The organism is Methylobacterium sp. FW306-05-D, from assembly GCF_058782155.1.
This window is the reverse complement of record NZ_JBYSXL010000104.1, coordinates 1-11,986: the sequence shown is the minus strand read 5'-3', so window position 1 is coordinate 11,986 and position 11,986 is coordinate 1. Positions and strand designations below refer to the sequence as shown.

16 protein-coding genes are annotated in these 11,986 nt (G+C 72.7%); 9 read left to right on the top strand and 7 right to left on the bottom strand.

Annotated features, from left to right (window positions below; translation table 11 throughout):
• On the top strand, positions 1-1,071 hold a 1,071-nt coding region (locus AC3WLN_RS22100; RefSeq protein ID WP_492484873.1), incomplete at its 5' end, for a M23 family metallopeptidase.
• A gap of 79 nt (positions 1,072-1,150) precedes the next feature.
• On the opposite strand, the gene AC3WLN_RS22095 is transcribed toward AC3WLN_RS22100, so the two are convergent.
• Complete coding sequence (locus tag AC3WLN_RS22095) at positions 1,151-2,290, bottom strand: polyamine ABC transporter substrate-binding protein (protein WP_492484871.1); 1,140 nt, start codon at positions 2,288-2,290, stop codon at positions 1,151-1,153.
• A complete protein-coding gene (locus AC3WLN_RS22090) occupies positions 2,287-2,646 on the bottom strand; it encodes a RidA family protein (RefSeq protein WP_492484869.1) in 360 nt (119 codons plus the stop codon). Before AC3WLN_RS22090 ends, AC3WLN_RS22095 begins: the two co-directional genes overlap by 4 nt.
• A gap of 284 nt (positions 2,647-2,930) precedes the next feature.
• Here AC3WLN_RS22090 and AC3WLN_RS22085 point away from each other — a divergent pair, with 284 nt between their 5' ends.
• Positions 2,931-3,197: a GlsB/YeaQ/YmgE family stress response membrane protein gene (locus tag AC3WLN_RS22085; RefSeq protein WP_108040045.1), complete on the top strand. Its 267-nt coding sequence runs from the start codon at positions 2,931-2,933 to the stop codon at positions 3,195-3,197.
• Between the two features lie 134 nt (positions 3,198-3,331).
• Here AC3WLN_RS22085 and AC3WLN_RS22080 read toward each other — a convergent pair whose 3' ends face one another.
• From AC3WLN_RS22080 to AC3WLN_RS22070, 3 genes are all read right to left on the bottom strand, one after another.
• The gene (locus AC3WLN_RS22080; RefSeq protein ID WP_056185312.1) at positions 3,332-3,550 is read right to left on the bottom strand and encodes a YgaP family membrane protein; all 219 of its coding nucleotides are present in this window, start codon (positions 3,548-3,550) and stop codon (positions 3,332-3,334) included.
• Positions 3,551-3,668: 118 nt separating this feature from the next.
• Positions 3,669-4,139 carry a low affinity iron permease family protein gene (locus tag AC3WLN_RS22075; RefSeq protein WP_463777691.1) on the bottom strand — a complete coding sequence of 157 codons (471 nt, stop codon included), beginning with the start codon at positions 4,137-4,139 and terminating at the stop codon, positions 3,669-3,671.
• Positions 4,140-4,213: 74 nt separating this feature from the next.
• Entirely contained in the window at positions 4,214-5,104 is an 891-nt protein-coding gene (locus AC3WLN_RS22070) for a DUF3108 domain-containing protein (protein WP_492484866.1), read from the bottom strand.
• 182 nt (positions 5,105-5,286) lie between these two features.
• Here AC3WLN_RS22070 and AC3WLN_RS22065 point away from each other — a divergent pair, with 182 nt between their 5' ends.
• The 6 genes from AC3WLN_RS22065 (at position 5,287) to phnE (AC3WLN_RS22040) (ending at position 10,220) form a co-directional block, all read left to right on the top strand.
• Complete coding sequence (locus AC3WLN_RS22065; protein ID WP_492484864.1) at positions 5,287-5,952, top strand: DUF1045 domain-containing protein; 666 nt, start codon at positions 5,287-5,289, stop codon at positions 5,950-5,952.
• A 12-nt stretch (positions 5,953-5,964) separates the two neighbouring features.
• The gene (locus AC3WLN_RS22060) at positions 5,965-6,591 is read left to right on the top strand and encodes a DapH/DapD/GlmU-related protein (protein WP_492484862.1); all 627 of its coding nucleotides are present in this window, start codon (positions 5,965-5,967) and stop codon (positions 6,589-6,591) included.
• 92 nt (positions 6,592-6,683) lie between these two features.
• Entirely contained in the window at positions 6,684-7,484 is an 801-nt protein-coding gene (gene phnC / locus AC3WLN_RS22055; RefSeq protein WP_492484860.1) for a phosphonate ABC transporter ATP-binding protein, read from the top strand.
• A 31-nt stretch (positions 7,485-7,515) separates the two neighbouring features.
• The gene (gene phnD, locus AC3WLN_RS22050; RefSeq protein ID WP_492484858.1) at positions 7,516-8,442 is read left to right on the top strand and encodes a phosphonate ABC transporter substrate-binding protein; all 927 of its coding nucleotides are present in this window, start codon (positions 7,516-7,518) and stop codon (positions 8,440-8,442) included.
• A gap of 51 nt (positions 8,443-8,493) precedes the next feature.
• Positions 8,494-9,372, top strand: coding sequence for a phosphonate ABC transporter, permease protein PhnE (gene phnE / locus AC3WLN_RS22045; RefSeq protein WP_492484856.1), 879 nt, complete (start codon positions 8,494-8,496; stop codon positions 9,370-9,372).
• On the top strand, positions 9,369-10,220 hold the full coding sequence (gene phnE / locus AC3WLN_RS22040; RefSeq protein WP_492484854.1) for a phosphonate ABC transporter, permease protein PhnE: 852 nt from the start codon (positions 9,369-9,371) through the stop codon (positions 10,218-10,220). The genes phnE (AC3WLN_RS22045) and phnE (AC3WLN_RS22040) overlap by 4 nt, the downstream gene beginning before the upstream one ends.
• 39 nt (positions 10,221-10,259) lie before the next feature.
• On the opposite strand, the gene AC3WLN_RS22035 is transcribed toward phnE (AC3WLN_RS22040), so the two are convergent.
• Together AC3WLN_RS22035 and phnF are read right to left on the bottom strand one after the other, a co-directional pair.
• On the bottom strand, positions 10,260-10,781 hold the full coding sequence (locus tag AC3WLN_RS22035; RefSeq protein ID WP_492484852.1) for a DUF1993 domain-containing protein: 522 nt from the start codon (positions 10,779-10,781) through the stop codon (positions 10,260-10,262).
• A gap of 82 nt (positions 10,782-10,863) precedes the next feature.
• Positions 10,864-11,610: a phosphonate metabolism transcriptional regulator PhnF gene (phnF, locus tag AC3WLN_RS22030; protein WP_492484850.1), complete on the bottom strand. Its 747-nt coding sequence runs from the start codon at positions 11,608-11,610 to the stop codon at positions 10,864-10,866.
• Positions 11,611-11,755: 145 nt separating this feature from the next.
• On the opposite strand from phnF, the gene AC3WLN_RS22025 reads away from it, so the two are divergent.
• Positions 11,756-11,986: phosphonate C-P lyase system protein PhnG (locus AC3WLN_RS22025; RefSeq protein ID WP_492484848.1), on the top strand; the 231-nt coding region annotated here is incomplete at its 3' end.

Sequence of the window (11,986 nt, the reverse complement as noted above, 5' to 3'; positions counted from 1 at the left end):
GCCCCGGCCCGGCCCCAGACCACCCGCCTCGCCTCCACCGAGCCGGTCTCCGGCGGCATGACGGGTTCGGCGGTCTCGGGCATGAACCCCGATGCGGCCCGCATGAGCACCCGCGCGGTGCCCGCCGCGCCGGCCCCGAAGGTGATCGACCGGGCCGCCGAGAAGCGCGCCGCCGACGCCCGCCGCGAGGCGGAGGCCCGCGAGGCCGCCGAGGCCAAGGGGGAGGCCAAGCGCCAGGCCGAGGCCGCCAAGCTCGCCGAGGCCCGTAAGGTCGTTGAGGCCGCCAAGGCCGCCGAGACCCGCAAGGCCGCGGAGAAGGCGGCCAGCGCTGCCAAGGTCGCCGAGACCAGGGCTGCCGAGGCCCGCAAGGCCCATATCCGCCCCGGGCAGGCCGTGGCCAAGGCCGAGGACAAGCCGGTCCGCAAGATCGAGATCAAGGAAGCCAAGGCCGAGGTGAAGGCCGACGCGGCCAAGGAAGCGGCCAAGGACGCTGCCAAGAAGGCCGAGGCGGCCCGCAAGACGGCCGAGGCCGAGGCGACCAAGCAGGCCAAGGCGGACGCGGCCAAGGACGCGGCCCGCAAGGTCGCCGAGGCGAAGGCCGCGGAGGCCGCCGCCAAGGAGGCGGCCAAGGCGCCCGTGAAGGTCGCCGCGGTGGAGGCGCCCAAGGCCGAGCCCGCCAGCACCGGGTCGGTCGCCGCCCCCGAGCAGTCGTTCCGCTGGCCCGCCAAGGGCCGGGTGATCTCGGGCTACGGCACCTCGGGCAACGAGGGCATCAACATCTCGGTGCCCGAGGGCACGGCGGTGAAGGCGGCCGAGGACGGCACCGTGGCCTATGCCGGCTCCGACGTGAAGGGCTACGGCAAGCTCGTCCTGGTGCGCCACTCCAACGGCTACGTCTCGGCCTACGCCCATAACGGCGAACTCGACGTGCGCCCCGGCGAGAAGGTCAAGCGCGGCCAGACCATCGCCAAGTCCGGCGCCTCCGGCAACGTGACCTCGCCCCAGCTCCACTTCGAGATCCGCAAGGGCGCGACCCCGGTCGACCCGATGCCGCACCTCGCCAGCAACTGATTGTCAGGCGCTCGCGCTGAAACGCAGAACGGCGGTCCTTCGGGGCCGCCGTTCTCGTTCCGGGGGGATGATGCCGGCCTCAGCGCCCCGTCCGCACCCGCGTCCAGCTCCGGGTCACGAAGCGCTGGGTGCGGTCGTCCCAGGCGGTGTTGCTGGAGAGGCGCTGCATCGTCGCCTCGTCCGGGTAGATGCCGGGATTGGCCAGGATCTCGGGCTTGACGAACTTCCGGGCCGCCGCGTTGCCGCTGGCATAGGAGACGAAGTTGGTGTTGGCCGCCGCCACCTCGGGCCGCATCATGTAGTCGAGGAAGAGGTGGGCCTCGGTGGGATGGGGCGCGTCCTTCGGGATCGCGAAGGCGTCGAACCACATCAGCGCGCCCTCGCGCGGGATGAGGTAGGCGACCTCGACCCCGTTCTTGGCCTCCTCGGCGCGCTTGCGGGCCTGCATCACGTCGCCCGAATAGCCGACCGCGAGGCAGAGGTCGCCGTTGGCGAGCCCGTTGATGTATTCCGAGGAGTGGAACTTGCGCACCGAGCCCCGCACCTTGAACAGCGCGTCGGTGACCTGGGTGATGTCGTCCCAGCGCTTGGAATCCGGCTTGAAGCCGTAGAAGGGCAGCAGGCTCGGGATCAGGTCCTCGGGGGAATCGAGCAGCATCACCCCGCAATCCTTGAGCTTGGCCATCAGGCCCGGATTGAGGACGAGGCTCCAGGTGTTGAGGGGCTGGCTCGCCCCCAGGCGCTCGCGCACCTGGGCGAGGTTCACGCCGATGCCGGTGGTGCCCCACATGTAGTCCACGGCGTAGGTGTTGCCGGGATCGTAGGTGGCCAGCCGCGCGGCGATCTCTGGCCAGGCATGGACGAGGTTCGGGATGCGGGCCTTGTCGAGGGGCTGGAACACGCCCGCCCGGATCAGCCGCTGCAGGAACGGCCCGGAGGGCGCCACCACGTCGTAGCCCGAGCGCCCGGCCAAGAGCTTGGTCTCGAGGATCTCGTTGTTGTCGTAGGTGTCGTAGACGACCTTGATGCCGGTCTCCTTCGTGAAGGCCTCCAGCACCTTCGGGTCGATGTAGTCCGACCAGTTGTAGATGTTGACGACGCGCTCGCGGGCCGGCGCCTGCGCGCGGGCGCCGGGGGCGGCCCCGAAGGCCAGGGCGGCGAGCGCCCCGGCGACCAGCCCCCCGGACAGGAGCGCGCGGCGGGTGCCGGCTCGGATCATGCCTGTCCCTTCGCGGCCACCACCACGATCTCGGCGAGGTATTCGGGGGCGGCGAGCCTGGCCTCCACCGTGGCGCGGGCCGGCGGGTTGTCCTTGGCCACCCAGGCATCCCAGGCGGCGTTCATCTCCGCGAAGGTGGCGATGTCGGCCAGGTAGATCGTCGCCGTGAGGATGCGGCTCTTGTCGGTGCCGGCGGCTGCGAGCAGGCGGTCGATCTCGCCCAGGATCTCCTGGGTCTGGGCGGTGACGCCGGCGCCCACCACGGTGCCGGCCACCTGGCCCGCGAGGAAGACCATGTCACCGTAGGTGACGGCCTGGCTCATGCGCGGGCCGGATTCGAAGCGCTGGATCGTCATGGCGGGAAAGCGTGCCTCTCGCGGGCCGGCCCGGCGCCCCATGGCGCCCGGACTTCCGGCGCAAGCCTTGTGCCGTGCCGTGCCCCCGAGCGTAAAGGGGGCCCGCCGCCTCCGGCCCCCGCGCGCGCCCTCCGGAGCAATGCGACAAAGTCCCTTCCCGCAGCGCAACTCATCCTGCGGGTGCGGCGTTCTCACCCCAGGCGCAAGGCCAAGGCGACACAGCCAGCCGTTATGGCCTGTGAGGTCCGACCCAGCGGGTTCGGCCAAGTATCGAGGATCAGCTCATGGGTATCATCTGGACCATCATCATCGGCTTCCTGGCCGGTGTCATCGCCAAGTTCATCATGCCGGGCAGCAACGAGCCCGCCGGCTTCATCCTGACCACGATCCTCGGCATCGTCGGCGCCTTCGTCGCCACCTTCCTCGGCCAGGCGCTCGGCTGGTACGGTCCGAACCAGGGCGCGGGCCTGATCGGCGCGGTCGTCGGCGCCATCGTCGTGCTGGCGATCTACGGCTTCATCCAGGGCCGCCGCTCGACCACCACGCTGTAAGTCCACGCGACAGCCACGACCCCACGCGGAAAGGGGCGCCTCACCGAGGCGCCCCTTTTTCATGTCCGGACGACACGTTGCGCGATGCCCGATGCCGTCGGGCATGGGAGCCCCGCGGCATCGGGCGCGGCCGCTCAGGCCTCCGTCACGGCCTTGACGGCGCAGTGGCCAGTGGCGCCGCGGATGGCGAGGCCGGCGCCGACCACGAGGGCCGCGAGGCTGAGCCACTTGTTCGGGCGCGGCTGCGCGGCGGCGGCGGCGATGCCGAGACCGAGCACCACCGAGACGGCGCGCTCCGTGGTGGTGAGGTTCGGGGTGCCGCTGAAGATGTCGTGGATCATCGCGTTGGCCATGCTGGCGTCTCCTGTGCTGCGTCGCGGGGCGAACGCGGCGGAGGAACGGGCGTTCCACGCCCCCGGTGCGGCGCGGCACGGTGTCGTCCGGCCGCCCCGCCCCTGTCCCGGCCTCGGGTCAGCGCGGATAGGCGGTCAGGCCGCCGGCCCGGGCGGCGGCGGCCTCGGCCTTGCGGTGGGCCTCCGCCTCTGCCGCGCAGGCGGCCGCCTCGAGATCGTCCAGGGGGGCCGTCCCCGCGCAGCGCGCCCGCAGGGCGTCGAGCTCCTCCTCGGTGAGGCTCTCGATGCCGATGTAGCGGTTCTGCGCGGCGCTGGCCCGGATCAGCTCGTCGAGCTTGGCCTGGATCGCCGCGCCATCGCGGTTCTGGGTGTTCTGGATCAGGAACACCATCAGGAAGGTCACGATGGTGGTGCCGGTGTTGATGATGAGCTGCCAGGTGTCGGAGAAGCCGAACAGCGGCCCCGTCACCGCCCAGACGAGGATCAGCGCGATGCTGACCGCGAAGGTCGCCGGGCGTCCGGCGGCGCGGGCCACCTTCGAGGCGAAGGCGGTGAAGAGCTGGGCCGATTTCAGGCTCCCGACACGCATGCGACCTCCGCGATCCTCATGGCCGCCCTGACTGGAGGAAGAACCCGCGACGGCGGGAAACCGTTGCCGCGGCCCTAACGGGCGTTGGGCAGGCGCACGGTCACCCCGGGCCGGGGCGCCGGGCTTTCCGGGCCGTCCGGCGGCGCGCCGCCCCAGCGCGTCGCCTCGATGCGCGCCGTGCCCCATCCGGTGGCGACGGCGATCGAGAGGGGCAGCAGCAGCGTCCCGTCGAGGATCGGGGCGAAGCGCACCCGCATGTCGTCGTTGGCGGCCATCCGGCGGACGTTGCTGCCGCCGGAGCGGTGCCCGGAGATCGGCACCCAGCGCACCCGGCAGTCGAGGGCGGGGCCCCGATAGGCGCCCTCCGTCACCGTCACCAGGCTGCCGCGCGACAGCACGAGGTCGGCCCGGCTCGCCCCGTCGAAGACCGGGATGCGTCGGTCGCACAGGCCCGGCTCCAGGGGCCCGGCCCCGAGGGGGATCGTCAGCATGGTCAGGGGGTCGACCACGCCGACCTTGTCCTCCGGCGCCACCGGGACCCGGTCCTCGCGCGGGGCCGGGGGCGGCTCGACGCTGGCGCTGCGCACGTGGCCGCCGGCGAGGTCGAGCTCCACCGCGACCGGCTTGCCGCCGTAGCGGCTGTCGATCCGGAAGGTGGCGGTCACCGCGCCGGCGCGGGTCGCCGACCCGGCAACGGCGGCCTTGCCGGCCCCGTCGAAGAAGAAGCCGGCCAGGCCGCGCAGGCCCGCCTCGAGTTCGAGGGCATAGCGTTCGCCCGCCCGCTCGACCACGAGGGTGGCCTCGCCCGCCGGCAGGTTCAGGAAGCTCAGGCCGTAGGCCGCCGTGAAGCGGCGCGCGGGGGTGTCGCCCACGGCCCGGGCGCCGGCCGCGCCGGCCACGAGCGCGGCGCCCGCCAGGGCCAGGGCCTGCAGGGCCCGGATATGTCTGTGCCGGGGAGCGGACACGGAAGATCGCCTCATCGCGCCGCGGGCGGCGCCCAGTCTGTCATATCGGCGTCGGGCGCGCGTAGTATGCGCGCTTCGGCACGTCGCGGGCCGCCGAGATCCGCGGCCGAAACCTTCGGCCGACGTTCCACGCCGATCGAAGCATCCCGCATGCCGCCGGGAGCCGCCAGGACACGACGCCCTTGGACCGACCCGCCCGATACGCCCTGTATTTCACCCCCGCCCCCGGCTCGGCGCTGGCTGCCTTCGGCGAAGCCGTCCTCGGCTCCGGCCCGGCGCCCGGCCCGGAGGCGCTCCGGGCGATCCTGGCCGCCAACACCGCCGAGCCGCGCCGCTACGGGTTCCACGCCACCCTGAAGGCGCCGATGCGCCTCGCCCCCGGCGCGACCGAGGCCGATCTCCTCGCGGCGGCCGAGGCTCTGGCGGCCCACCGGAGTCCCCTGCCCGTCGGCCCCCTGCGGGTGGCCGCCCTCGGGGCCTTCGCCGCCCTGGTGCCGGCCGCTTCCCAGCCGGATCTCGGGCTGCTCGCGGCCGAATGCGTCGCCGCCCTCGACCCCCTGCGGGCGCCCCTCTCCGAGGCCGAGCGCGCCCGGCGCCGGCCCGAGCGCCTGGACCCCCGCGGGCGCGCGCTGCTGGAGCGCTGGGGCTACCCGCACGTCTTCGAGGCCTTCCGCTTCCACATGACGCTCACCGGCCCCCTGGGGTCGGAGGACCGGGCGACGGCCCTGCCCCTGCTGGCCGAGGCCGCCGCGGGCCTGCCCGACCTCGCGATCGATGCGCTGAGCGTGGTCGTCCAAGAGGGCGCGGCGCCGTTCCGCCTCCTGCGCCGCCTCCCCTTCCCCGCCTGACAGGATCGCCCGATGGTCTCCGATCGCCTCGGTCTCGAACCGGCCGTCCACCCCACGGCCCAGCTCTCGGAGTGCCGCCTCGGCCGCTACACCGAGGTCGGTGCCCGCACGCGCCTCAGCGAGACCAGCCTCGACGACTACTCGTACATCGTCGAGGACGGCCAGGCGAACCACACCACCATCGGCAAGTTCTGCTCCATCGCCTCGCACGTGCGGATCAACCCGGGCAACCACCCGATGGAGCGGGCCTCGCAATCCCACTTCACCTACCGGGCCAGCGCCTACTGGCCGGGCGAGGCGGACGACGCCGCCTTCTTCGCCCGGCGCCGGGCCCTGCCCGTCACGATCGGGCACGACGTCTGGATCGGGCACGGGGCCGTCATCCTGCCCGGGCGCAGCGTCGGCACCGGGGCGGTGATCGGCGCGGGCACGATCCTGACCCGGGACGTGGCGCCCTACACCATCGTGGTCGGCAATCCCGGCCGCGTGGTACGCCGCCGGTTCCCGGAGGCGGTGGCCGAGCGCCTGCAGGCCCTGGCTTGGTGGGACTGGGACCATACCCGGCTGGGCCGGGCGCTGCCGGATTTCCGCACCCTGCCGATCGAAGCATTCCTGGAGCGTTACGAAGCCGAGGCATAAGACTGCCGGCTATTGGTTAGCCGGAAAATAGTCATTCTCCTGTCGTGTGGGACAGGTCTACCGGCGCTCACCGTGAATCGCCGGAGGCCTCCATGCTGATCCTCGAAGGGCTCGCCCGCCATTACGGCGACCGCCGCGCGGTGGACAGCGTCTCCCTCGCCATTCCCCGCGGCCAGTTCGTGGGCGTGATCGGGCGCTCGGGCGCCGGCAAGTCGACCCTGCTGCGGATGATCAACCGCCTCGCCGAGCCGACGGGCGGCCGCATCCTGTTCGAGGGCCTCGACGTCACGGCCCTGCGCGGCCGCGACCTGCGGCGCTGGCGGGCGCGCTGCGCCATGATCTTCCAGCAGTTCCACCTCGTCGGCCGCCTCGACGTCCTGAGCAACGTGCTGATGGGCCGGCTGTCGGAGGTGCCCCGGCACCGCTCGCTGCTCAAGCTCTGGTCGGAGCGCGAGCGCGCCCTGGCTCTGGCCGCCCTCGACGAGTTCGGCATGGGCGACTTCGCCGGCCACCGGGCCGACCAGCTCTCCGGCGGCCAGCAGCAGCGCGTCGCCATCGCGCGGGCGATGATGCAGGCCCCCGACCTGATCCTGGCCGACGAGCCCGTGGCCTCCCTCGATCCGCGCAACACCCGCATCGTCATGGACGCGCTGGCCGAGGCCAACCGGCGCCACGGCCTCACGGTGCTGTGCAACCTGCATTCCCTCGACCTGGCCCGCGGCTATTGCGACCGCCTCGTCGGCCTCGCCGACGGCCGCCTCGTCTTCGACGGCGCCCCCGCCGACCTCACCGAGGCGGTGGCCCGCCAGCTCTACGGGCTGGAGGCGGGCGAGGTCCTCGACGCCCCCGAGCCGGCGCGGCCCCGGGCCTATCCCGCCGCCCTCGTCGCCTGATCTTCGTCGTCCACCCGTTCGGGAGATTCCCATGCTGACCCGTCGATCCCTCGCCGGAGCCCTCGCGCTCGCCCTTCTCGCCGCACCCGCCGCCGCGCAGGACTGGAAGGCGGCCTATCCGGAGCTCACCCTGGCGGTGATCCCGGCCGAGAACGCCTCGGGCACCAGCGACCGCTACGCGCCGATGACCGCCTACCTGTCGAAGGCCCTCGGCGTGCCGGTGACGCTGCGCATCGCCAACGACTACGCCGCCGTGATCGAGAGCCAGCGCGCCGGCAACGCCCAACTCGCCTTCTACGGCCCCGCCTCCTTCGCCCGCGCGGTGATGACCGGCGTCAAGATCGAGCCCATCGTCAACCAGCGCCACGACAACGGCGCCTCGGGCTACACCTCGGTGATCTACGTGCGCGCCGACAGCCCGTACAAGACGATCGAGGACCTGAAGGGCAAGAACCTCGCCCTGGTCGACCCGAACTCCACCTCCGGCAACCAGGCGCCGCGCTACTTCCTGCACAGGGCCGGCCACCCGGTCGACACCTTCTTCGGCAAGACCGTCTATGCCGGCAGCCACGAGAACGCCGTCCTCGCCCTGGTGCAGGGCACCGTGGACGCGGCGGCCAACCTCTACAACTCCGACACCGACACCATGGTCACCCGGATGGCCACCAAGGGCATGCTGAAGAAGCCGGACGGCACCCCGATGGGCCAGGGCGACTTCCGCGTGGTGTTCCGGTCCGACTTCCTCCCCGAGGGGCCCTTCGCCATGCTGGCGAGCCTGCCCGACGACCTGAAGGCCAAGATCCGCGACGCCCTCGTGGCGATGCCCAGGGCCGACAAGGCCGCCTTCGACCGGCTCTCGGACGGCAAGGACCAGGGTTTCACCCCCGTGACCCTGAAGGACTACCAGCCGATCCTCGAGATGCTGAAGTTCAACGACGACCAGCGCCGCAAGTCTTGAGCGGATTTTCGATCTTGAGCGGATTCGGCCCGGGGTCGCCGGGGTGCGGCGATGCCTGAGCGGATCACGCCCCTGCCCCCGGACCGGGCCGCCGCCCTGGCGGGGGCCTACGCGGCCGCCGTCACGGCGACCCGGCGCCGGACCTGGGCCGGCCTCGCCGGGCTGGTGATCCTCACCGGGCTCGCCGCCCGGGCCGCCGAGGTGCGTCCCCTGGTGCTGGCGGCCCATCTCGGCCGCTTCACCGACTACATCGCCCAGATCCTGCCCCCCCTGACCTGGGCCAACCTGCCGGGGGACCTCGCCGAATGGTACTGGGGCGGGCCGAAATGGCTCGGGCTCCTCGGTGAGACCCTGCTGATGGCCTATCTCGGCACCCTCCTGGGGGCGGTCGGCGGATTCCTGCTGTGCTTCTCCGCGGCCGCCAACGTGGCCGGCAGCCGGACGGCCTGCTTCCTGGTGCGGCGCGGGCTGGAATTCTGCCGCACCGTGCCGGAGATCGTGTTCGCGCTGATCTTCGTCATCGCCTTCGGCCTCGGGCCGATGGTGGGGGTTCTCGCCCTGGCGATCCACACCACCGGGGCGCTGGGCAAGCTGTTCTCGGAGGTCGTCGAGAACATCGACATGAAGCCGGTGGAGAGCCTCACCGCCGCCGGGGCCGGGCGGATCGAGACCCTGCGCTTCGCCGTGCTGCCGCAGGTGCTGTCGAACTTCGTCTCCTACGGGCTGCTGCGCTTCGAGATCAACGTGCGCGGCGCCGGCGTCATGGGCTTCGTCGGGGCCGGCGGCATCGGCCAGGAACTCCTCGTGGCGATCCGCAACTTCTACTACGCCGACGTCAGCGCCATCCTGGTCCTGATCATCCTCACCGTGATGGCGATCGACCTCGGCACCGAGCGCCTGCGCCATCGCCTGCTCGGAGGCCTGCGATGACCGGTCCCGAATGCGGCCCGGCCGAGATCGCCGCCCTGCGCCGGCGCTTTCCCGAGAGCTTCCGGCCGGCCCGGCGGGGGCGGCTCCTCGCGGTCCTCGCGCTCGCCGGGCTCGCCGCCCTGGCGGGCTACGCGATGGTCCGCCTCGATTTCTCCACCGGGCGCCTGCTCGCCGGGCTCGGACGCCTCGGCGAGTTCAGCCTGCTGATGTGGCCGCCGGAGACCGGCGGCCGGGCCTGGACCTTCCTGCAGGCCCTGGCCGAGACCCTCGGCATCGCCTTCATCGGCACGCTGACGGCCGCGCTCCTGGCCTTTCCGGTGGCGTTCCTCGCCGCCCGCAACGTCGTGCCGAATCCCTTCGTGCACTTCACCGTCCGGCGCGGCCTCGACGTGGTGCGCTCCGTCGACGTGCTGATCTGGGCGCTGATCTGGATCAACGTCGTCGGGCTCGGCCCCTTCGCCGGGGCGCTCGCCATCGCCTGCGCGGATTTCGGGGCGCTCGGCAAGCTGTTCTCCGAGGCGATCGAGACCGTCGACGGCAAGGCCGGCGAGGGCGTCTCCGCCTCCGGCGGCGCCGAACTGCACCGCATCCGCTTCGGGTTGATCCCGGCGGTGCTGCCGGTGCTCGGCAGCCAGGTGCTGTACTTCTTCGAGTCGAACACCCGCTCGGCCACCATCATCGGCATCGTCGGCGCGGGCGGCATCGGCCAGTATCTCAGCGAGCTGATCCGCGTCCTCGAACTGCGCCAAGTCGCCTTCCTGATCCTGATGATCCTCGTGACCGTGGCCCTCATCGACGCCGTCTCGGGCCGCCTGCGCCGGGCCCTGATCGGCGGGGCCGCGCGGTAGGGGCGAGGCCGCGAGCGATCCGCTCCCGGCCCCGGGCGGCTACGGCGCCGTGCGGAGGGTCGGGGGCCCGAGATGCTGGAGGTAGTCCGGCTTGCCGAGGCTCACCCCGGCGCTGCGGAGGATCCCGTAGGCGGTGGTCACGTGGAAGAAGAAGTTCGGGAGCGCGAAGCCGGTGAGATAGGCCTGCCCGGTGAAGCGGTATCCCGTGCCGTTCGGGAAGTTCAGCTCCACCGCGCGCTCCGCCCCCGAGGCCAGTGCGGCCGGGTCGATGCTCTCGACGAAGGCGATCGTCCGGGCGCAGCGCGCCTTCAGCTCGGCGAAGGTCGTCTCGACGTCGGGCATCGCGGGCGCCCCGATGCCGGCGAGCCGGGCCATCGCGTTCTTCGCGCTGTCGGACGCCATCTGATACTGGGCCGGCAAGGGCTTCATGTCCGGGGCGAGCCGCCGGGCGAGCAACTCCGCCTCCGGCTTCTCCGAGGCCGCCTTGTCGAGCCAGGCGCTCATGCTGCGAAGCGCGTTGACGAAGACCGGGACGCTGACGTCGTGGATGCTGATGCTCATCCGGAAACGGTAGGGCACGGGTCGCCCGGGACGCGGTGAGAAGGCGCACATGGCCGGCCCGCCCTCCGGCCCGGAGAACCCCTCACTCCACCACCAGCTCCACCCGGTCGGCGGCGAAGAGACTGCGGGTGGCCTGGATGCGGGTGCCCGCGCCGTCCACGTTCACGCTCGACAGGGCGATCAGGGTGCGGCCGGGGGCGATGTCCAGGCGCTCCGCCTCCTCGGGGCTGGCCGGGCGCGCGCCGATCCGGGTCGAGAGCCGGGTGTAGTCGGCCACCCCGAAGCCCGCATAGGCGCGGGTGAGGGAGCCGCTGGCGGCGTAGGCCGCGTCGAAGCCGGCAAAGCGCGGCAGGGGCAGGCAGGTCCGGGCCGTCGAGATCGGGGCGCCGTCGGCCCGGTGCACGGTGAGGAGCTGGAGAATCGGCGCGCCGGGCGCGAGCCCCAGGGCCTCGGCCCAGTCCGCATCCGCCGGCACGGTCGCGGCGGCGATCAGGTCGCCCCAGGCCTCGCGCCCGGTGCGCGAGACGATCTCGGAGAAGCGCGTCCGGGGGCCGATCGGGTAGGGAATCGGTCCCTGCTCCACGAAGCTGCCCCGCCCTTGCGTGGTGCGCACCAGCCCGCCCTCGGCGAGCACGCCCAGCGCCCGGCGCACCGTGTGCCGGTTCACGCCGAAGCGCGCGGCGAGCGCCGATTCGGCCGGCAGCTGCGCCCCGGCCCCGAGGGTCCCGTCGCGGATCTCGCCCGCCAGGGTGTCGGCGATCTGCCGCCAGGCGGCGAGGCCGCCCCCGCGCTGGAGCGCCGTCACGCGGGTGTCGCCCGCCTCGGTCATGGTTTCCTCGCCTGGGTCGCTCGCATGACGTCCTCGAAAGCCTCCCGGAAAGCCCTTGCACCTGTTCATCCACTTGTCTATACATCTAGACATGTTGGGAGACCGACCGATGCCGAGCGCCAGCCAAACACCACCTGAGCCCGGGATGCCAGATCTTGCCGCGCGCCGCCGCGCCATGGCGCTGGCCGGTGCGGCGACCCCCGACGAATTGCTGGCGGCCCTGGCGCGGGCCGGCGCCGCGGCCCAGGCGGAGGATCTGCGCGCGCCGGAGACGGGCCTCGTCATGGTCCGCGGGCGGATCGGCGGCGACGGCCGGCCCTTCAATGCCGGCGAGGCCACGGTGACCCGGGCGGCGGTGCGCCTGCCCGGCGGCGAG